This window comes from Leisingera sp. F5 (assembly GCF_001593695.1).
Genome location: NZ_LUKH01000004.1, coordinates 40,841 through 61,838, shown reverse-complemented (window position 1 = coordinate 61,838; position 20,998 = coordinate 40,841). Strand labels below are relative to the sequence as shown.

Genomic DNA, 20,998 nt, shown 5'->3' with positions numbered 1-20,998 from the left:
AAGGACCGCCTTGCCATGACCGACCTTCACCCCGTACGCCGTGCGCTGCTTTCTGTATCCGACAAGACCGGCCTGATCGAGCTGGGCAAGGCGCTGTCCGGGCGCGGTGTTGAGCTGCTGTCGACAGGAGGGTCCGCCAAGGCGCTGCGCGATGCGGGTCTGACAGTCAAGGACGTCTCGGAAGTGACCGGTTTCCCGGAAATGATGGACGGGCGCGTGAAGACCCTGCACCCGATGGTGCATGGCGGCCTGCTGGCGCTGCGTGACAACGACACCCATGTTGCTGCAATGAACGAGCACGGCATCGGTGCCATCGATCTGCTGGTGGTGAACCTCTACCCGTTCGAAGCGGCCCTGGCGCGCGGTGCCGCTTATGACGAGATGATCGAAAACATCGACATCGGCGGCCCGGCAATGATCCGTGCGGCCTCCAAGAACCACTTGTTTGTGAACGTGGTGACCGACGTACAGGATTATGACGCGCTGCTTGCGGAACTGGACGCACACGACGGCCAGACCTCCTACGCCTTCCGTCAGCGCCTGTCGCAGACCGCCTATGCCCGCACCGCTGCCTATGATGCTGCCGTGTCGAACTGGATGGCCTCGGCGATTGAAGAGAAGACCCCGCGCCGCCGGGCCTTTGCGGGCGAGTTGAAGCAGACCCTGCGTTATGGCGAGAACAGCCATCAAGAAGCGGCCTTCTATACCGATGGCAGCAATCGTCCCGGCGTGGCCACCGCGGTGCAGCTGCAAGGTAAGGAACTCAGCTACAACAATATCAACGACACCGACGCGGCCTATGAGCTGGTGGCGGAGTTCGATCCGGCGGACAGCGCCGCAGTGGCGATCATCAAACACGCCAACCCTTGCGGCGTGGCCAAAGGTGCGACCCTGGCCGAGGCCTATCAGAATGCTTTCGACTGCGACCGCACGTCCGCATTCGGCGGCATCGTCGCGCTGAACCAGCCGTTGGACGCCGATACCGCCACCAAGATCACCGAGATTTTCACCGAGGTGGTGATTGCCCCCGGTGCTTCGGAGGAGGCTAAGGCAGTTTTTGCCGCCAAAAAGAACCTGCGCCTGCTGCTGACGGATGGTCTGCCCGAACCGCGCAAAGCCATCACCGCCTACAAACAGGTGGCCGGCGGCATGCTGGTACAGGACAAGGACGTGGGCTACGTCGGCATGGAAGACTTGAAGGTGGTGACCGAAAAGGCGCCGTCTGATGCGCAGATGCAGGACATGCTGTTTGCCTGGAAAGTTGCCAAGCACGTCAAATCCAACGCTATCGTCTATGTGAAGGACAACGCGACTGTCGGTGTTGGCGCAGGTCAGATGAGCCGTCTGGACAGCGCCAATGTGGCCGCGGCCAAGGCCGGCCGCATGGCCGCCGAACTGGGGCTGGAAGAAAGCCTCGCCAAAGGCTGCGCCGTCGCTTCGGATGCCTTCTTCCCGTTTGCGGACGGGTTGCTGGAAGCTGCAGCCGCAGGCGGGACCTGCGTCATTCAACCGGGCGGCTCCATGCGTGACGAGGAGGTGATCAAGGCGGCCAACGAGGCGGGCCTGGCCATGGTCTTCACCGGCATGCGCCACTTCCGGCACTAAGCAGGCAGAGTTAAGACATGGCAGCACGTTGGATGATCTGGGGCGCCGGCCTCTCGTTCCTGGCGGATCAGGCCAGCAAATACCTGGTGATCCATTGGATGGGGCTGGACCAACGCCACCGGATCGACGTGCTGCCGCCGTTTCTTAACTTCCGCTACGGCGAGAATACCGGCATCAACTTCGGCCTGTTCGGCGGCGGTGATGAGGCGTCGCGCTGGATCCTGATCGGGATGTCTCTGGCGATCTGCCTGGCCCTTGTGATCTGGATCGCCCGCGCGCAAAAGGCGGCCTGGGGCATGCAGCTCTCGGCCGGGCTGGTGATCGGCGGCGCGCTGGGCAATGTCGCGGACCGGCTGCTGTACGGATACGTGCTGGATTTCCTCAACACATCGTGCTGCGGTATTCAGAACCCGTTTGTGTTCAATGTCGCCGATATCTTTATTTTTGCAGGCGCAGCAGGGCTGATCTTCTTTGATGGGCGGCGCAAAAAGCCTGCGTAGACCTCGCTGGGCAATTGCGCTAAAAGCGCTGAGAAACAGGCAGGAGTTTGGGGTAATGCGGATCCCGTTCGGAGTGATTGTTCTGGCAGGCGCACTGGCCGTGGCCGGCTGCGGGCAAAAGGGGCTGCGCCTCATCCAGAAACCTGGCACCGGCCCGGATGAGTTTCTGGTTCTGCCTTCCAAACCGCTGAGCACACCGGAAAACTACAGCAGCCTGCCGGCCCCGACACCGGGCGGCGCCAACCTGACGGATCCCAATCCGCAGGCTGAAGCGGTTGCTGCTTTGGGCGGCAAACCCGGCGCATTGGTTCCTGGCAGCGGTATCCCCTCCAGCGATGCGGCCCTGGTGACAGCATCCAGCCGGTATGGCGTGGAACCGGGTGTGCGCGAAACGGTCGCCCAAGAGGATGCCAAATTCCGCCACCGCAACCGCCGTGTGGGCCGGATCAAACTGTTGCCGGTCGATCGCTACGAGCAGCTTTACAAAAAACAGACACTGGATCCGCACACCGCCAACGAACAATTCCGCCGTGCCGGAGCTGCTACCCCTTCCGCACCGCCGGTTGACGGTTTCTGATCCTCACTTTTCTGCCAGCCAGTCTTGTAAGACGCCAGCAGCAGCGTAGGTTGACAGCAGTCTTTCTGCTGGCAATGGGTGGCGAATTGTGGCTGCATTGAACAAACGAGCAGTAAACGCACTGTGCCAGGCAAGGGCAAACGTGCAGAATTTGGAGGATGCCAGATGATCCAGAGGATCACATTGGCTGCCGCAGCGCTGATGGCTGCCCTGACTGGCCCGCTATGGGCCGAAGATGAGGCGGTGACCGCGTTCACCCTGGACAACGGCATGGAAGTGGTGGTGCTTGAGGATCATCGCGCGCCGGTGGTGCAGCAGATGGTCTGGTACCGTGCCGGTTCCGCTGATGAACCGCCGGGCCAGTCCGGGGTTGCCCACTTCCTGGAGCATTTGCTGTTCAAGGGCACCGATAAACTGGCCCCGGGCGAACTGTCGGCGACCGTGCGCGCCAATGGCGGCCAGGACAACGCTTTTACCAGCTATGACTACACCGCCTATTTCCAGCGCGTCGCCGCCGACAGGCTGGAGCTGATGATGCGGATGGAAAGCGACCGTATGGTCAATCTGCGGCTGAGCGAAGAGGATATCGCCACCGAACGGGAGGTTATCCTGGAAGAACGCAACCAGCGCACCGACAACGACCCGGTGGCCCTTTTCCGGGAGCAGCTGCAAGCGGTGCAGTACCTGAACCACCGTTACAGCCAGCCGGTTATCGGCTGGCGGCACGAAATGGAAAGCCTGGATATGGGGGACGCGCTGTCCTTCTACCGCACGTACTATGCACCCAATAACGCCATCCTGGTGGTCTCCGGCGATGTGGAGCCGCAAGAAGTTAAGGCACTTGCTGAGCAGTATTATGGCGTCATTCCCGCAAACCCGGAGCTGCCGGAGCGCTTCCGCAGCCAGGAACCGCCGCAAACTGCAGCCCGCCGCTTGACTTTCGAGGATCCGCGGGTTGCTCAGCCCTATGTTCAGCGGTCCTATCTGGCGCCGGAACGCGACAGCGGCGCCCAGCAAAAAGCTGCTGCGCTTTACCTGCTGGCCGAACTCTTGGGCGGCGGCAGCACCTCCTATCTGGCCAATGCGCTGCAGTTCGACCAGCAGGTCGCCGTCTACTCCGGTGCCTTTTATTCTGGCAGCTCGCTGGATGATACGTCCTTCACCTTTCTTGTTGTTCCGGCTGAGGGCGTCAGCATGGACCAGGCCGAGGAGGCGCTGGATGCTACTATCGCCCGCTTCCTGGAAGCAGGGGTGGATGAGGCCCAGCTGGAGCGCATCAAGCTGCAGCTGCGGGCCGCCGAAATCTATGACCGCGACAACGTGAACGGTATTGCCAACCGCTATGGCCAGGCGCTCAGCATCGGGCTGACAGTTCAGGACGTGCAAGACTGGCCCAAGATCCTGCAATCGGTCACGGCGGATGAGATCATCGCCGCCGCAAATGAGGTTCTGCGGCCGGAAACATCAGTCACCGGCTGGATGACGCGCGACCAAGAGGTGACCCAATGACCTTGCTGAAATTCATGGCGGCATCTGTGGTGGCCTGTGTCTTGGCATTGCCCGCCTGGGCCGGAGTTAAGATCGAGGAAGTCACCTCTCCCGGCGGAATCACCGCCTGGCTGGTCGAGGACCATGCGATTCCTTTCTCCGCTCTTGAGCTGCGCTTTCGCGGCGGCACCTCTTTGGATGCCCCCGGAAAACGCGGGGCGGTGCACCTGATGGCCGGATTGCTGGAGGAAGGCTCTGGCGATCTACGGGCGCAGGATTATGCCCGTGCACTGGAATCCCTGGCGGCAGAGTTTTCTTATGATGCCGACAAGGATTCAGTATCCATTTCCGCCCGTTTCCTGACCGAAAACCGCAAGGATGCAGTGGATCTTTTGCGCCAGACCCTGTTTGAGCCGCGGTTTGACCAGGATGCGCTGGACCGGGTCCGGGCCCAGGTGCTGGCGGGATTGCGGTCTGATGCCAAGAACCCGAACACGATCGCGGGCGAGGCCTTTTCCCGGATGGCCTTTGGCGATCACCCTTATGCCAGCGACGGCAAGGGGACGCTGGAGTCCGTTTCCGCGCTTAGCCGGCAGGATATTTTTGATGCCTATGAAGCGGTTTTTGCGCGAGACAGGCTGTACGTCAGCGCGGTGGGCGATATCACCGCCGAGGAGCTTGGTGTGCTCCTGGATGAGCTGCTGAGTGCCCTGCCGGCAGAGGGCGGCCCAATTCCGGGCCCGGCTGAAGTTACAATTGGGGGCGGTGTCACTGTTGTGGATTTCGACACGCCGCAATCTGTGGCCTTGTTCGGCCAAAAGGGGATCAAACGCGAGGATCCGGATTTTTTCACTGCTTATGTGATGAACCAGATCTTGGGCGGCGGCTCATTCGAGACCCGGCTGATGACCGAAGTGCGGGAAAAGCGCGGGCTGACCTACGGGGTCTATTCCTACCTGGTGCCGCGTGATTTGGCGGCGGTCTATATGGGATCGGTGGCTTCGGCCAACGGCAAGATGGCCGAAGCGGTCGAGGTAATCCGCAACGAATGGCGCCGCATGGCCGAAAGCGGCGTGACGGAGGAAGAGCTGAAGGATGCGCAGACCTATCTGACAGGTGCCTATCCGCTGCGTTTTGACGGCAATGGTCGTATTGCCTCGATCCTCGCGGGCATGCAGATGGACCATTTGCCGATCAGCTATGTAGAAACCCGCAACGACCGTATCAACGCGGTCACGCTGGAAGATGTGAACGGCTTTGCCGCGGAGTTCATGGATCCTGACGGTTTGCATTTCGCCATTGCCGGACGCCCCGAAGGGCTGGAAACCACCAACTGACAGCATTCAGGCGGGGCCGCGATACCCCGCCTGGCATCCTGCAAAACACACTGCCGCCCACGGCAGCGGATGCGTGCCGCTTTCCCTTTCAATTTACCCCAAACTCATGTATGGGCGGGCTTGTCTGAGACGATGTGCCAGGCCCCGGCACGCGAAAGCAAGATAGAGGGGGCCGGCGGCAATGGGGCCGCCACGCAAACGGGAGACCCGGAGGGCCGGGAGTGCTCCCAATTAGGATACGCTAGATGTTTAACGTTTCGAAAAAATCGATGCAGTGGGGCGAAGAGACGCTTACACTGGAAACCGGCAAGGTTGCCCGCCAGGCTGATGGCTCTGTGATTGCCACGCTGGGCGAAACCTCGGTCATGGCCAACGTGACCTTCGCCCGTCAGCAGAAGCCCGGCCAGGACTTCTTCCCGCTGACCGTGCATTACCAGGAAAAATACTATGCTGCGGGCAAAGTGCCCGGCGGCTTCTTCAAGCGCGAAGCGCGCCCGACCGAAAAAGAAACCCTGACCGCGCGCCTGATCGACCGTCCGATCCGCCCGCTGTTCGTTCCCGGCTTCAAAAACGAAGTGCTGGTGATGTGCACCGTGCTGTCCCATGATCTGGTCAACGACCCGGACATGGTTGCAATGATCGCCGCCTCCGCTGCGCTGACTCTGTCCGGCGCACCGTTCATGGGCCCGATTGCCTGTGCCCGCGTTGGTTTCGAGGATGGCGAATACATCCTGAACCCGACCGTCGACGACATGCAGGATCTGCGCCTGAACCCCGAGCAGCGTCTGGACCTGGTAGTTGCCGGCACCAAAGACGCCGTGATGATGGTGGAATCGGAAGCTTACGAACTGTCCGAAGCAGAAATGCTGGGCGCGGTAAAATTTGCGCATGAGCAGATTCAGCCGGTGATCGACCTGATCATCTCGCTGGCCGAAGAAGCTGCGAAAGAGCCGTTCGATTTCCAGGCACCGGATTATTCCGAGCTGTACGAAGCGGTCAAAGCTGCTGGCGAAACCGAGATGCGCGCCGCCTTTGCGATCAGCGACAAGCAGGAGCGCACCGCCGCTGTTGCCGCCGCCCGCGAAACCATCAAGGGTGCGCTGTCCGAAGAACAGCTGGGTGACGCAAACCTGGGTTCCGCACTGAAAAAGCTGGAAGCCGGCATTCTGCGCGGCGACGTTGTCAAAACCGGCAAGCGTATCGACGGCCGTGCGACTGACGAAATCCGCGATATCGTTTCGGAAACCGGCCTGCTGCCGCGGACCCATGGTTCGGCGCTGTTCACCCGCGGTGAAACCCAGGGTCTGGTTGTGACCACGCTGGGCACCGGCGATGACGAGCAGTTCATCGACGCGCTGCACGGCAACTTCAAATCCAACTTCCTGCTGCACTACAACTTCCCTCCCTACTCGGTGGGTGAAGTTGGCCGTGTCGGCGGCCCCGGCCGCCGCGAAATCGGCCACGGCAAGCTGGCATGGCGTGCGCTGCAGGCGGTTCTGCCCGCGGCAACCGACTTCCCCTACACCATCCGCCTGGTCTCCGAGATCACCGAATCGAACGGTTCGTCCTCGATGGCCTCCGTCTGCGGCGGCTCGCTGTCGATGATGGATGCAGGCGTGCCGCTGAAAGCACCGGTTGCCGGTGTTGCGATGGGCCTGATCCTGGAAGACGACGGCTCCTACGCGATCCTGTCCGACATCCTGGGTGACGAAGACCACCTCGGCGACATGGACTTCAAGGTTGCTGGTACCGAAAACGGCATCACCTCACTGCAGATGGACATCAAGGTTGCAGGCATCACGCCCGAGATCATGGAGAAAGCCCTGGCCCAGGCCAAAGACGGCCGTATCCACATCCTCGGCGAGATGGCGAAAGCCCTGACCGAAGCGTCTGAATTCTCGGTCCACGCTCCGCGCATCGAAACCATGCAGATCCCGACCGACAAGATCCGTGAAGTGATCGGCTCGGGCGGCAAGGTGATCCGCGAGATCGTCGAAGTGTCCGGCGCAAAAGTCGACATCAACGACGATGGCGTGATCAAGATCGCCAGCCCGAACGGCGAAGCCATCAAGAAGGCCTATGACATGATCTATTCGATCGTGGCAGAGCCGGAAGAAGGCCAAGTCTACACCGGCAAGGTTGTGAAGATCGTCGACTTCGGCGCCTTTGTGAACTTCTTCGGCAAGCGCGACGGCCTGGTGCATGTCAGCCAGATCGAAAACCGCCGCCTGAACCATCCTTCGGACGTTCTGAAGGAAGGCCAGGAAGTGAAGGTCAAGCTGCTGGGCTTTGATGACCGCGGTAAGGTCCGTCTGTCGATGAAGATTGTCGATCAGGAAACCGGCGAAGAAATCGCGCCGGAGAAGAAAGAAAAAGCAGAGCAGGACTAATCCCTGTTTGACTGCACATAACCAGCCCGGGGCGCGTTTGATCCGCGCCCCGGGTTTTCCATTTCCGCCGGGACGCTTATGGAACAGTCTTTGCCGCCCCGTGTGACCATCATAACGGTCACCTATAATTCTTCCGCCGTTGTTGAGGGCCTGTTGCGCTCCATTCCATCTTCGGTGCCTTGCATTCTGGTCGATAACGCGTCCCAGGATGCAGAAGACACCGGCGCGCTGGCTGCAGCATATGGTGCCCGGTTTATAGAGAACCCGAAAAACGCCGGCTTTGGCCCGGCCTGCAATCAGGGGGCTGCACAGGCGGAAACTGAATTTCTGTTCTTCGTGAACCCCGATGCCGAGCTGTTCGAGGACACGCTGGAGCACCTGTTCGCCGCAGCCGATGCCCACCCAAAGGCTTCCGCCTTCAACACCCGCATTGTCAAAGGCGACGGTTCGCTGTTTTTCAAACGCCGCAGCAAACTGATCGCGAAATCGCACTGGCTGGGCCGCGAAGCCGCGAAACAGGGCGGTGAGGTGCCGGTGCTGTCCGGCGGTGCTCTGCTGGTGCGCAAATCAGCCTTTGACCAGGTCGGTGGATTTGACCCCAAAATTTTCCTGTTCCATGAGGATGACGACCTCAGCCTGCGGCTGAAGGCGGAATGCGGGCCGCTGCGGTATGTTTACGCAGCGCAAGTCCGGCATCTGCTGGGCCATTCCACCGAACGCTCCGCCAAAACAGCGGCTTTGAAAGCCTGGTACATGGGCCAGTCGCGCGTCTATGGCGCTCGCAAGCACGGCTTGCCTTTTGGCTTCCTGCGGGCTCTGGGGGAGGCATCGCTGCAATTGATCTCACCGCTGAACCTTCTGTCGGCGCGCAAACGGTCCAAGAACTGGTACTACTTTCGCGCCATTCTCAGCAGCGCCGGCCAGCGGTCTGCAGACCGCCCGCCGCCCTGGCAGCCGCGCTGACCTGGTGCGCAATCCATTCGTTACTAGTTACAGGCGACCCGCATGAAACGGCCCCCGTTCTGGAAAATCATCCGCGAGCTGAAACGCCCGTTGCAGCAGATCACCCAGCTGCCCAGCCGCCTCGGCTCACTGCTGCTGGGGCGCTGGTATTATGACGTGTTCCTCGCGCGCCAGATCCGCTGCACCGAGGGCGCCGTACCGCCCGGGCCGCAGCCTGCGGTCTATCTGATCTTCCCCAGTCAGGGTCTGCAGGAGTCCCACTTCATCGCGCTGCGCTATCTGATCGCCAGCGGCTATGCCCCGGTTGTGGTCTCCAACATCCCGCTTAGCGAGGAAGACCGGCAACGGCTGAGCGACGTCTGCTGGCTGTGCATAGAACGCCCGAATTTCGGATATGACTTTGGCGGCTACCGCGACGGGCTGCTGGCGGCGCGTACGCGGCTGACGCACATTGACCGGCTGGTGCTGCTGAACGACTCTTCCTGGTTTCCGCTGCCGGAGGCAGGCGACTGGCTGGCGGGCGCACAGGCGCTGGCTGTGGATTTTGCCGCCGCCGCCTGCAATTATGGCCATCCGCGGGTGGAGGCAGAGCATTTCCGCAGCATCAATTGGGGGTATTCAACCGCCAGCCGGAATTTCCAGTATTGCTCCTATGCGCTGATGCTGTCCGGGCGGATGATGGCGGATCCGGAGTTCATCAGGTTCTGGAAGCGCTTCCCGCTGACCAACAACAAGAAATTCATTGTCCGCCGCGGTGAAACCGGCCTCACCCAGTGGGTTCTGGCGCATGGGTATTCGCATGGCGCGGTGCTGAAAATCGCGGATTTGGATCATCGTCTGGCGCAGCTGCCCCGGGACGGGATCCGGCGCATCGCCGAAGAAGCTGTCATCTTTGGCCGCCCCAGCCTGGCGGCGCTAAAGGCCAGGCTGCTGTCAAACGACGACGCCCCAACGGAAGATTACCTGTCTTTCATCCTGACCGCCGTTGCCACCCAAGGCGTCAGTTATACGCTGCCCGCCTACCTGCATGCCGAGGCAGGGTTTGCCTTCCTCAAGAAATCGTCCTGCTGGCTGACCCGGGACGGGTCGGATATCACTCTGCGTTTTGCAGCCGGGCTGACAGGAGAAGCTGGTCAAGCCTTTGCCGCAGAGGCGCGCCAACTGCGTCAAAGCCGGGCGCCGGAGTTTCCACCGGCACCGGGCGGATTTCAGTCATAATATAAATAAACAAGCCGCCCGAAGGCGGCTTGCAAGCACTGCGATGGAAAGTGCGGGTTACTCTGGTGCCTTGGTCTTGCGCAAGTAGGGGAAGATGGTATCGAATTCGCCGAACTTCACCTTAGCGTCCTCGTTCGACACGGTAGGCGGAATGATCACATCCTCGCCGGGCATCCAGTTGGCCGGGGTGGCGACGCCTTTGCCCAGCGACATTTGAAGGCCGTCCAGCGCCCGCAGGATCTCGGCAAAATTGCGGCCCACGGTCATCGGATAGGTCATCGACAGTTTCAGTTGCTTGTCCGGGCCGATGATGAACACCGACCGCACGGTGGCGCTGTCCGCCGGGGTGCGGCCGTCGGGCAGATACGCCTCGGCAGGCAGCATGTCGAAGGCTTTGGAAACCGCCAGTCCGTCATCGGCGATGATCGGGAAGCCCGGCGCGGCCTTGCCGTATTCCTCGATGTCCTTTTTCCATTTCTTATGGTCCTCAACACCGTCAACCGAAACGCCAAGGACCTTGGTGTTGCGTTTGCTCCACTCCTCGCTCAGCTGCGCCACAGCGGAAAATTCGGTGGTGCAGACCGGGGTGAAATCCTTGGGGTGCGAGAACAGAATCGCCCAGCTGTCGCCGATCCAGTCATGGAAGGTGATGGTGCCCTGATCCGTTTCCGCAGTAAAATCGGGGACCGTGTCGTTAATGCGCAAACCCATGGCGGTATCTCCTTGTCATATGAATTTTGAGTCGTCTTGTCTGCAACCTAAGTAGTCTAGCGCAAGGATACAGTCCCCGTACCGGGAAACCACGAAAAATTGCCGCAAGACCCCATGGCGAAGAATTGCAACCGTTCCAAGGGGCCATTGACAGCGCCCGCGATAATTTGATCAAATTACGCGGCGATGCCTTTGCCCCGCCCTTGCCCCTATGCCGGAGCAGTGACACAGTGGCCGCGAAACTGGCAAGGCGGAAACCAGAATACCTCTGACTTGGGAGATCCCGACATGATCGAGAAACGCGACTTTTACATCAACGGCCAGTGGGCCGCTCCTGCTGCTTCAAACGATTTCGAGGTGGTGAACCCTTCGACCGAGGAACCCTGCGCGGTGATCTCTCTGGGGTCCGAAGCCGACACCAACGCCGCGGTTGCCGCGGCCAAGGCAGCGCTGCCGGGCTGGATGGCGACCCCAGTGGCAGAGCGTATCGCGCTGGTGGAAAAACTGGTCGATGTCTATGAAGCCCGCGCCGAGGACCTGGCTCAGGCGATGTCGCTGGAAATGGGCGCGCCGATCGACATGTCGCGCAGCTCGCAAGTCGGCGCCGGCAGCTGGCACCTGCGTAACTTCATCGCCGCGGCCAAGGAGTTTGACTTTGACGCGCCGCTGAACGCGCGCAGCCCTAACGACCGCATCATCCACGAGGCGGTGGGCGTTTGCGCACTGATCACGCCGTGGAACTGGCCGATGAACCAGGTGACGCTTAAGGTTGGCGCGGCGGCAGTTGCCGGCTGCACCATGGTGCTGAAGCCCTCCGAACAAAGCCCGCTGAACGCGATGATCTTTGCTGAGCTGATGGATGAGGCCGGCTTCCCGGCAGGTGTCTTCAACTTGGTGAACGGCGACGGCCCGGGTGTTGGCTCTCAGCTGACCACCCATCCGGATGTGGACATGATCTCCTTCACCGGCTCCACCCGCGCAGGGATCGCGATTACCCAGGCTGCGGCACCGACGCTGAAGAAGGTGGACCTGGAGCTGGGCGGCAAAGGCGCCAATGTGATTTTTGAGGACGCTGACGAGAAGGCGGTGAAGCGCGGTGTGCTGCACATGATGCAAAACACCGGTCAAAGCTGCAACGCGCCCAGCCGGATGCTGGTGCAGAACAGCATCTATGACCGCGTGGTTGCCGAGGCGGCGGAAGTGGCTGCCAAGGTCGAGGTCGGCCCGGCCAGCCAGGAAGGCCGTCACATCGGTCCGGTGGTGAACGAGATGCAGTGGACCAAGATCCAGGACTTGATCCAGCAGGGCATCGATGAAGGCGCCAAGCTGATTGCCGGCGGCACTGGACGTCCGGACGGTTTGAACAAGGGTTACTATGTAAAGCCCACGGTCTTTGCCGATGTGAACAACCAGATGACCATCGCGCGCGAAGAAATCTTTGGCCCGGTTCTGTCGATCATTCCGTTTGAGAATGAGGAAGACGCGATCGGGATCGCCAACGACACGCCCTATGGGCTGACCAATTATGTGCAGACCCAGGATGGCGCCCGCGCCAACCGCGTGGCCCGTGCGCTGCGCTCTGGCATGGTCGAGATGAACGGTAAGTCCCGCTCGGCCGGCTCGCCCTTTGGAGGTATGAAGCAGTCCGGCAAGGGCCGTGAGGGCGGCAAATGGGGCATCGAGGACTTTCTGGAAGTGAAGGCCGTCGGCGGCTGGGCGGCTGAATAAACCCGCAGCCTTCGAAGTTATGGAGAGCCGCCTTTCCGGGCGGCTTTTCTATTTGCGGCGTTGTAATTTGGGCACCGGCAGAGCTCCCGTGCCTTTGTTCCCCCGGCTGCGCCGGGCGGTCCTCAGCCTTGGGCGTGGCCCGTGCTGCGCACGGGCAGGGGGCCTTCGCGGGGTTGGTCAGAAATAGGCTCTAAGAAGGTAGATCACTGCTATTCCGGCAGCCATAGTCAGGGGCAGGCTGCGGGTGGCAAGAGCCACTGCCAGGGCCACCGTTCCGGCTGCCCATTCTTGCGGGCCGCCCTGCATCAAGAGGTAAGTAACCAGCGACAGGATCAGGCAGCCTGGCAGCGCCTGCAGGCCGCGCGCCCAAGGGCCATGATCCGGCAGCCGTTGGCCTAGCAGATAACCGGACAGCCGTACCGCAAAAGTAGCCGCTGCCAGCCCGAGAATCAGGATCCATGTTTCAGTCATCATTCAGCACTCCGGCAAGGACCGCTCCGCCCAGGCCGCCCAGGATCAGTGTCCAGGTGGGATCCATCGGCGTTAAGAGACCTGCCAGCAGTACGATGGCCACAGAACCGGCCCAGGGCAAAAGCATAGTTGAACCGCTCCACAGCGACCGGAGAATGGCGATGAAAGCTGCGGTGAAGGCAAAATCCATACCCAGGGCCTTGGGTTCAGGCACAGTGCTGGCAAAACTCGCGCCTGCCACTGTGGACAGCACCCAGACTGCAATCAGCCCGATGCCGCCGCCGATCAAGTACCAGTAACCGGCTTGATGGCCGCGGGCGCGCATCGCGTGCATCAGAGCCCAATTTTCGTCCGTGGCCAGATGCACACCAAGCAGCACTTGCCACCAGGGCCGTCCGGAATACTCATCCCGGAGCGAGGCCGTGATCAGAAGCAGCCGCAGGTTCAGTGCCAGCCCGGCCAGGATGGCTGCACCCGCGCCGGTGCCCGCAGCCAGCCGTTCCACTGCGATGATCTGTGAAGATCCGGCAAAGACGATGGTGCCCATTACTCCGGTCTGCAGCCCATCCATGCTTGCCTGCGCTGCGAGCAGGCCGAAAGCCAGCCCATAGACAGCCACGCCGGCAGCCAATGGCAGGATATCCCGCAGTCCGGAGGTCAGTTGGCTGAAGGCGGGGGGCCGGGCGGAGATGTTCTGGATTGCCATTGAGGGAAGTTCCTCTGGAAACGGGGCATGATTTCGCTTAAATCGAACGCAAGTATTGTATACCGAACGATACGTTCGTTCGTCAAGTCGAACAAAAGGGTGAAATATCGAACATGTCAGCACCTCATCAAATGATTGCTGCCGCCATCCAACGCGAGCGCAGCCGCGCGGGAAAGTCGCTGTCGGGGCTGGCCGCACAAGCTGGAATTGCCAAATCAACCCTTTCGCAGCTTGAAGCCGGTAACGGAAACCCCAGTGTAGAGACACTTTGGGCACTGGCCGCAGCGCTGGACGTTCCGCTGAGCTTGCTGTTCGAGACCGAGGCCCCTGCCACTAGGCTCATCCGCGCAAGCGAGGGTGAGGTGCTGGAGTCGGAGCAGTCAGACTTCGCTGCCGTTCTATTGTCCCGCAGCCCGCCGAATGTGCGCCGGGATGTCTACCGCGTGGTGATGCAGCCGGGCGAAACCCGCCGCGCCGCGCCGCATCCGCGCGGCACAGTGGAGCATATGCTGGTCTGTTCCGGGCAGATGCGGGCAGGGCTGGAAGGGCGGGAGGAGCTGCTGTGGCCGGGTGATTACTACAGCTTTCCCGGCGACCACCCGCATAGTTATGAGGCGACGCGGAGCGGCACAGTGTTCCTGATGGTGATGGAGGCGCCCTGACCGGGGCCTCAGAACTCCGGCTTAACCCGGAATTTCAGAGACTCGCCGCTGTTCGGGTGTTTGATCCGCAGCTCCTGGGAATGCAGCATGAGCCTGGGATGCTCCAGTGCTGCACCGCTGGCATAAAGCGGATCGCCCAGAATCGGGTGCCCCAGCGACAGCATATGCACCCGCAGCTGATGCGTGCGTCCGGTCTTCGGTGTCAGCCGCACCCGTGTGGCGCCGTCCTCGTACTTCATCACCCGCCATTCGGTGACGGCGGGTTTGCCGGTCTCGTTGCAGACCCTCTGCTTGGGCCGGTTCGGCCAATCCACGATCAGCGGCAGATCCACTGTGCCGCTGCGCGGCTCCAGCCTGCCAGCCACGCGCGCCACATAGGCCTTTTTCGCCGTGCGCTTTTCAAACTGCATCGACAGATGCCGCTGCGCATGCGGGGAGAGGCCGAACACCATCACGCCCGACGTATCCCGGTCCAGCCGATGAACCAGCAGCGCCTCGGGGAACACCGCCTGAATGCGGGAGATCAGGCAATCGGCCAGATGCGCGCCGCGCCCAGGCACCGATAACAGCCCGGCAGGCTTGCTTACTGCCAGCAGCTCGGCGTCGTGGTGCAGGATCTCCAGCGGGTCCTGCGGCGGTGTGTATTCGCTTGAAACGGCCATGACCGCCTGCCTAGCGCCACTGGTCGGCAGGGGCAAGCACTGGCCGGTTCCGGTCCCCATCGGGTTTATCTCCAGGCTTTCCTTCGGGACCTGTCATTTGCTAAATTGACACTGTCCCGGCGATCCGGTAACCGGCGCGCCTCACGTACACATGGGGACTAGGCATGGCACGCAAACGCAAAGGGCGCGATATTTCCGGCTGGCTGGTGGTGGACAAGCCCGCGGGGCTGACCAGCACGGCGGTTGTGAACAAGGTGCGCTGGGCGCTGGATGCCAAGAAGGCAGGCCATGCGGGCACCCTGGACCCCGAGGCAACCGGTGTTCTGGCCGTGGCGCTGGGCGAGGCAACTAAGACTGTGCCGTATATCACCGACGCGTTGAAGGCCTATACATTCACTGTACGGCTGGGTGCTGCAACCAATACCGACGACGCCGAGGGCGAGGTGATTGCAGAAAGCGCCGAGCGCCCCACCGACGAACAGATCAAGGAAGCTTTGCAACCCTTCCTGGGCGAGATCATGCAGGTGCCGCCCAAGTTCTCCGCGGTGAAGATAGACGGCCAGCGTGCCTATAAACTGGCTCGTGACGGCGAAGAGGTGGAGCTTTCTGCCCGCCCGCTGTGGGTCGAAGAGCTGATCCTGCTGGATCGTCCCGACGAAGACCATGCAGTACTGGAGATGACCTGCGGCAAAGGCGGATATGTGCGCTCAATCGCCCGCGATCTGGGTGCGGCCTTGGGTTGCCATGGCTATGTGAAGCAGCTGCGGCGGATCTGGTCCGGCCCGTTTGATGCAGAAGACGGCATTTCGCTGGAGCTGGTGGATGAACTAGCGAAATCCACCGATCTGGACCGGTATCTGCGGCCTCTGGAAGAAGGGCTTGCCGATCTGCCCGAGCTGAAATGCACCCCGCAGGGTGCGGTGCGCTTGCGCAATGGCAACCCGGGCATGGTGATAGCCGCGGATGTGGAGTACGGCGATGAGGCCTGGGCCTCTCTGGACGGGCAGGCGGTGGCTGTGGGGATCTACAAGGCTGGTGAATTGCACCCAAGCCGGGTGTTTGTGCAGCCGGAATGATCTGCCTGCAGCCGGTCCACGCTGCTGAGCTGTCAGCCACAAGGGCAATTTAACAGGTCAGTAGTTTTGACTGAATGTTTCGCGCGCGAAACATTGGGCCAGGATTTCTGACCTATTCCTCTTATGATTGAGTATGTCTGTGTGCCTGTCCGCACCTAGGATGAGACCGGCTGCCGCAAAGCCAAATCCTAGCGGCAGCAATTCCATGAATAAACTGTCCGAATGAAATGCGTCACCAACAACTAATATGTATTGTGGCGTCCGGCAATACACTTAGGGGTGTATTCAGGGTTGGTACTGATACTAGGACAGTAAGCTTGGACAGTCGAAAAAGCCCTGCTACAGACGGCTGATGATCACCCGCAGCCACACCAAGGGCGATGCGCCCTCAACCGCCGTCTATTCCGATTGCGAAACCTATCGCTACAGCCTGACCCGGGTTTGGGATCCTGCCGGGCGACGGGTGATGTTTGTGATGCTGAACCCGTCAACCGCAACCGAAGTGCAGAACGATCCGACCATTGAACGCTGCGAGCGCCGCGCACGGTCATTGGGGTTCGGCGGTTTCCGGGCCACCAATATCTTTGCCTGCCGGGTCACCGATCCGCGCGGGATGCGGCATCTGGAAGAACCAGAAGGCCCAGACAACATGGCGGCCATTTTGAACGGCATGGATTGGGCTGACATGGTGATCTGCGCCTGGGGCACCCACGGTGAGCATCGCGGGCAAGGGGCCCGGGTTGCGGCGGCGCTGCGCGCAACCGGAAAGCCGCTGCATCACCTCGGTCTCAGCAAGGCCGGCCATCCGAAGCATCCGCTTTACATCGCCTACTCCGAGCAACCGGAGCTTTGGCAGCAGCTTTAGCGGGCTCTTCGGTGGCTGTTAACTGATGTTCCCTATTTGTTTTGCACCTGCAATCATAGCGTGTGATCGTGCAAGTGGGTTATGAGTGTTTATTGAGGTTGAGCGGGCAATGTTGTGGCTGGCAAGTGTTCTGGGCCTTGTTGCGGTGGGCAGCGCGGTCCTGGTTGATACCGAAACCCCGGATGGGGAGGGGACGGCCTCCGGCCCCGATCAGGAGGCTGACACCGGCGGGGATGGGCTGGATGGAGGGTTTATCGAGCCGGAAGGCAGAACCGTAACCGGTACAGATGAAAATGATGTCATCACGGGAACCGGGGCGGCTGACAGCCTTAGGGGCGGGGATGGCGATGACCAGCTTGGCGGGTACAGCGGTCATGACTGGATCGACGGGGGCCAGGGCAGCGACGTTCTGCACGGCGATGGCGGCGATGACAGCCTGTCCGGCGGCAAAGGCCAGGACCTGCTGCACGGCGCAGACGGTTCCGACTCGCTGGAAGGAGATGCCGGAGAGGACAGTCTTTTTGGGCATTTCGGGGATGATAAGCTTCAGGGCGGCGGCGGCTCGGATCTGGTGCATGGCGGCCAAGGCCAGGACTGGCTGGAGGGCGGTGAAGGCCGGGACTCACTGCACGGCAATGACGGCGACGACAGCCTTGCCGGCGGCGGCGGCGCCGACACGCTGTTTGGCGGTTATGGAAATGATGTGGTGTCCGGTGCCGGGGACGGCACGGAGCAGGACTATGTCAATGGCGGTGCCGGTGATGACACACTGATTGCCGGATCAGGGGATGTGCTGACCGGTGGTGCCGGGGAGGATCAGTTCATGGCGGGCGACTGGACCGGGACCGACGATGCGGTGCAGTTGATGGATTTTGATTCGAACGAAGACACGCTAGTGCTTGTTTGGGATTTTGAAGACGGTGAAGAGCCTTCCGTGGAGCTGCAGCAAAACCCTGAAGCAGAGGACGAACAGGTTATCCTTGTCGACGGCGAGCCTGCCTTGCGGGTTACCGGAGCCAGCGGGCTGACAGCGGCGGATCTGGTGCTGATCGATCCGGCCTCAGCCGCTGCAACCGGGTTGCTGCCGCAGTAGGCCCGCGCGGATCCAGCGGCTGGCAGTTAATCTTTGCCTTTACCAGGGAAACATCATATACGCCCGCATCCGCTGCGATTCTGCAGCGGATTTCTCCATGGGCCTGTGCTGGACGACATCCCGGCCTGAGCCATCCACTCTAACCTTTTAAGGAGACCCCGATGTCGATCACTGCAGAAGAAAAAAACCGCCTGATGAAAGAATTCGCAACCAAGGACGGCGACACCGGTTCGCCGGAAGTCCAGGTTGCAATCCTGACCTCGCGCATCAACACCCTGACTGAGCACTTCAAAACCCACAAGAAGGACAACCACGGCCGCCGTGGCCTTCTGAAGATGGTTGCTCAGCGCCGCAAGCTGCTGGATTACACCAAAGGCAAGGACGTGTCCCGTTACCAGGACCTGATCAAGCGCCTGGGTATCCGCCGCTAATCCGCGCTAATCCCGGATTTCTACGCCCGTTCCGAAAGGAGCGGGCGTTTTCTTTTGCTCGCAAGCCCTGTCTTGGGCCTGGGACGCCGGCAGGGCCGAATAGAAACCGCCGCCCCCGATGGAGCGGCGCTGTATATCTTGACCAGAAGCGGGAAAGCCCTGGGACCTGTGCTTCATTCGCCGTAGGGCACCCAGATGTTCTTAATCTCGGTGGCTTCCTGCAGGAACCGTTTGCTGTGGTCCTGCGTCCAGTCGGTGGCGGTACGGTTGTTGACCCAGGTCCGTTTTAGATTGCCCGCCGATGCGGCTTCGATCGCCGCCGACAGATCGGTGGAGGAAAAGCTCCAGACCGCATCCACGTTCAAATGCGAGGCCAGCGGTTTTGCCAGCTCGGCGTGGCTGCCGGTCAGGATGTTGACCACGCCTGCGGGCACGTCTGATGTCTCCAAAACCTGGTAGAAATCGGTCGCCGCCAGCGGGAAGGGTTCGGAGGCCGCGAGCACCACCCGGTTGCCCATGGCAATGGCCGGCGCCATTGCCGAGACCAGACCCAGAAGCGGTGCCTCAGCGGCGCAAAGCGCGCCAATCACACCGGCGGGTTCCTTCATTGCCAGCGCCACGCCGCGGATTGGCACGCCGTGGATCTGGCCGTCGTATTTGTCGGCCCAGGCTGCAGCAGTGAACAGGCGCTGGATCGAGGCCTCGATCTCTGCCGTGCCGCCCTTCTTGCCGGTCATTGCGTCGATGCGGGCGGCAAACTCCGCGGCTCGGGCTGAGAGGTTCTCTCCAATATAGTATAGGATCTGTGCCCGCAGATGGCCGGTGGTCTTGGACCATTTTCCGGCACTGGCGGCGGCTTCAACTGCGTTGCGGACGTCCTTGCGGTTGGCAAGGCCGACGTGGCCCAGCAGCGCGCCGGACTTGCCATAAACCGCTCGGGAGTAACCGCTGTCCGGGCGGGTCTGCTTGCCGCCGACATACATCTTGGCAGTACGGTCCAGCGGGTCCGCCGGGGCGCCATTGCCCTCGAATGCTTCCATCTCGGTCAGCGGTTTCGCCTTGGCTTTTGACCGGGTGTATGCCGCCAAGCCTTCCCAGCTGCCCTCGCGGCCAAAGCCGCTTTCGCGCACGCCGCCAAAACCCGCAGCGGCGTCGAACATGTTGGTACCGTTGATCCAGACAACGCCGGCCGCCAGTTTCGGCGCCATGCCGAGCGCCAGGTTCACGTTCTCGGTCCAAAGCGTTGCAGCAAGGCCGTAGCGGGTGTTGTTGGCCAGCTCCACCGCTTCTTCCGGCGTGCGGAAGGTGCAGGAGACCAGCACCGGGCCAAAGATCTCTTCCTGCATCAGCGGATCGGCCGGCGACAGGCCTTCAATCAGCGTCGGCGGGTAGAAACAGCCGCCTTCAGGCATTTCCACCTGGGCCTGGTGCATGGTGCCAGCCCGGTTGGAGGCGATCATGCCGGAAATAGTGTCCAACTGCACCGGATCGACCACGGCACCCACGTCGATGCACTTGTCCAGTGGGTTGCCGATGCGCAAGCCGTCCATCCGGGTCTTGAGCTTAGTGTGGAACCGTCCGGCGATGCCTTCCTGCACCAAGAGGCGTGAGCCGGCGCAGCAGACCTGGCCCTGGTTGAACCAGATCGCATCGACCAGCCCTTCGATAGCTGAATCAATATCGGCATCGTCAAAAACGATGTAGGGAGATTTGCCGCCGAGTTCGAGCGTCAGCGCCTTGCCGCTGCCTGCGGTGGCCTCGCGGATCCGGCGGCCAACGGAGGTGGAGCCGGTGAAGGCGATCTTGTCCACATCCGCCGCGGTGATCATCTCGCCCGCGGCCCCATCGCCAGTGACGATGTTGACAACACCCTTAGGCAGGCCCGCCTGACGGCAGATATCGGCAAACAGCAGCGCGGTGAGGGATGTGTATTCCGCCGGTTTCAGCACCACGGTGTTGCCCATGGCAATAGCAGGCGCGATCTTCCAGGCCAGCATCAACAGGGGGAAATTCCACGGAATGATCTGGCCGCAGACGCCCAGGGCCTCGGCGTCCGGCAGTTCGCTTTCCATCAGCTGGGCCATGCCTGCGTGATAGTAGAAATGCCGCTGGGCCAGGGGGATATCGATATCGCGGGATTCGCGGATCGGCTTGCCGTTGTCCAGTGTTTCCAAAACTGCAAACAGTCGGGAATGCTTCTGCAGCAACCGGGCGATGGCATACAGGTACTTGGCGCGTCCCGCTCCGCCCAGGCCCGCCCAGCCGTCTTGCGCCTTGCGTGCAGCTTCAACCGCAGCATCCACATCTGCCTGCGTGGCCTGGGTCAGGGTTGCCAGCACCTCGCCAGTGGCTGGGTTCTTGCTCTCAAAGCCATCGCCAGGGGCAGTGAAACCGCCATTGATGAAATGGCCGAACCGGCTGCCCTGATCGACCAGCCAGGCCAGTGCCTCGGCAGCGCTTTCGGGGGCGGGGCCGTATTCCATGGTGTCGAAAATCTCTTTGATAGTCATGTATT

The 20,998-nt window shown here is 61.4% G+C and carries 19 protein-coding genes; 14 read left to right on the top strand and 5 right to left on the bottom strand.

The window, feature by feature from the left end; translation table 11 throughout:
- Positions 1-15: 15 nt before the first annotated feature.
- The 8 genes from purH (at position 16) to A2I95_RS03625 (ending at position 10,078) form a co-directional block, all read left to right on the top strand.
- Positions 16-1,605 carry a bifunctional phosphoribosylaminoimidazolecarboxamide formyltransferase/IMP cyclohydrolase gene (gene purH / locus A2I95_RS03660; RefSeq protein ID WP_291727956.1) on the top strand — a complete coding sequence of 530 codons (1,590 nt, stop codon included), beginning with the start codon at positions 16-18 and terminating at the stop codon, positions 1,603-1,605.
- Between the two features lie 17 nt (positions 1,606-1,622).
- Positions 1,623-2,105: a signal peptidase II gene (gene lspA / locus A2I95_RS03655; protein ID WP_027257169.1), complete on the top strand. Its 483-nt coding sequence runs from the start codon at positions 1,623-1,625 to the stop codon at positions 2,103-2,105.
- A gap of 55 nt (positions 2,106-2,160) precedes the next feature.
- Positions 2,161-2,682, top strand: coding sequence for a DUF3035 domain-containing protein (locus tag A2I95_RS03650; RefSeq protein ID WP_291727954.1), 522 nt, complete (start codon positions 2,161-2,163; stop codon positions 2,680-2,682).
- 165 nt (positions 2,683-2,847) lie between these two features.
- Complete coding sequence (locus A2I95_RS03645; RefSeq protein ID WP_291727952.1) at positions 2,848-4,191, top strand: pitrilysin family protein; 1,344 nt, start codon at positions 2,848-2,850, stop codon at positions 4,189-4,191.
- Positions 4,188-5,507, top strand: coding sequence for a pitrilysin family protein (locus tag A2I95_RS03640; protein ID WP_291727950.1), 1,320 nt, complete (start codon positions 4,188-4,190; stop codon positions 5,505-5,507). The genes A2I95_RS03645 and A2I95_RS03640 overlap by 4 nt, the downstream gene beginning before the upstream one ends.
- A gap of 245 nt (positions 5,508-5,752) precedes the next feature.
- The gene (pnp, locus tag A2I95_RS03635) at positions 5,753-7,897 is read left to right on the top strand and encodes a polyribonucleotide nucleotidyltransferase (protein ID WP_291727948.1); all 2,145 of its coding nucleotides are present in this window, start codon (positions 5,753-5,755) and stop codon (positions 7,895-7,897) included.
- A 102-nt stretch (positions 7,898-7,999) separates the two neighbouring features.
- Positions 8,000-8,860 carry a glycosyltransferase family 2 protein gene (locus A2I95_RS03630; RefSeq protein ID WP_291727946.1) on the top strand — a complete coding sequence of 287 codons (861 nt, stop codon included), beginning with the start codon at positions 8,000-8,002 and terminating at the stop codon, positions 8,858-8,860.
- Positions 8,861-8,902: 42 nt separating this feature from the next.
- The gene (locus A2I95_RS03625; RefSeq protein ID WP_291727944.1) at positions 8,903-10,078 is read left to right on the top strand and encodes a rhamnan synthesis F family protein; all 1,176 of its coding nucleotides are present in this window, start codon (positions 8,903-8,905) and stop codon (positions 10,076-10,078) included.
- Positions 10,079-10,135: 57 nt separating this feature from the next.
- Here the strand turns inward: A2I95_RS03625 and A2I95_RS03620 are convergent, their stop codons facing one another.
- A complete protein-coding gene (locus A2I95_RS03620; protein WP_291727943.1) occupies positions 10,136-10,789 on the bottom strand; it encodes a peroxiredoxin in 654 nt (217 codons plus the stop codon).
- 288 nt (positions 10,790-11,077) lie between these two features.
- Here A2I95_RS03620 and A2I95_RS03615 point away from each other — a divergent pair, with 288 nt between their 5' ends.
- Complete coding sequence (locus A2I95_RS03615; RefSeq protein ID WP_291727941.1) at positions 11,078-12,517, top strand: aldehyde dehydrogenase family protein; 1,440 nt, start codon at positions 11,078-11,080, stop codon at positions 12,515-12,517.
- Positions 12,518-12,694: 177 nt separating this feature from the next.
- On the opposite strand, the gene A2I95_RS03610 is transcribed toward A2I95_RS03615, so the two are convergent.
- Together A2I95_RS03610 and A2I95_RS03605 are read right to left on the bottom strand one after the other, a co-directional pair.
- Positions 12,695-12,991: an AzlD domain-containing protein gene (locus tag A2I95_RS03610; protein ID WP_291727939.1), complete on the bottom strand. Its 297-nt coding sequence runs from the start codon at positions 12,989-12,991 to the stop codon at positions 12,695-12,697.
- Complete coding sequence (locus A2I95_RS03605; protein WP_291727937.1) at positions 12,981-13,694, bottom strand: AzlC family ABC transporter permease; 714 nt, start codon at positions 13,692-13,694, stop codon at positions 12,981-12,983. The genes A2I95_RS03610 and A2I95_RS03605 overlap by 11 nt, the downstream gene beginning before the upstream one ends.
- Positions 13,695-13,825: 131 nt before the next feature.
- On the opposite strand from A2I95_RS03605, the gene A2I95_RS03600 reads away from it, so the two are divergent.
- Positions 13,826-14,356, top strand: a complete 531-nt coding sequence (locus A2I95_RS03600; RefSeq protein WP_291727934.1) for an XRE family transcriptional regulator — start codon at positions 13,826-13,828, stop codon at positions 14,354-14,356.
- Positions 14,357-14,364: 8 nt separating this feature from the next.
- On the opposite strand, the gene A2I95_RS03595 is transcribed toward A2I95_RS03600, so the two are convergent.
- Positions 14,365-15,018: an RluA family pseudouridine synthase gene (locus tag A2I95_RS03595; protein WP_291727933.1), complete on the bottom strand. Its 654-nt coding sequence runs from the start codon at positions 15,016-15,018 to the stop codon at positions 14,365-14,367.
- Between the two features lie 164 nt (positions 15,019-15,182).
- On the opposite strand from A2I95_RS03595, the gene truB reads away from it, so the two are divergent.
- The 4 genes from truB (at position 15,183) to rpsO (ending at position 18,483) form a co-directional block, all read left to right on the top strand.
- Positions 15,183-16,094, top strand: a complete 912-nt coding sequence (gene truB / locus A2I95_RS03590; protein WP_291727931.1) for a tRNA pseudouridine(55) synthase TruB — start codon at positions 15,183-15,185, stop codon at positions 16,092-16,094.
- A gap of 352 nt (positions 16,095-16,446) precedes the next feature.
- Positions 16,447-16,959: a DUF1643 domain-containing protein gene (locus A2I95_RS03585; RefSeq protein ID WP_291727929.1), complete on the top strand. Its 513-nt coding sequence runs from the start codon at positions 16,447-16,449 to the stop codon at positions 16,957-16,959.
- An 85-nt stretch (positions 16,960-17,044) separates the two neighbouring features.
- Positions 17,045-18,052 (top strand): calcium-binding protein, encoded by a 1,008-nt coding sequence (locus A2I95_RS03580; protein WP_291727927.1) that lies wholly within the window; start codon positions 17,045-17,047, stop codon positions 18,050-18,052.
- Positions 18,053-18,213: 161 nt separating this feature from the next.
- The gene (gene rpsO, locus A2I95_RS03575; protein ID WP_027257184.1) at positions 18,214-18,483 is read left to right on the top strand and encodes a 30S ribosomal protein S15; all 270 of its coding nucleotides are present in this window, start codon (positions 18,214-18,216) and stop codon (positions 18,481-18,483) included.
- 173 nt (positions 18,484-18,656) lie between these two features.
- Here rpsO and A2I95_RS03570 read toward each other — a convergent pair whose 3' ends face one another.
- Entirely contained in the window at positions 18,657-20,993 is a 2,337-nt protein-coding gene (locus A2I95_RS03570) for an aldehyde dehydrogenase family protein (RefSeq protein WP_291727924.1), read from the bottom strand.
- Positions 20,994-20,998 lie beyond the last annotated feature (5 nt).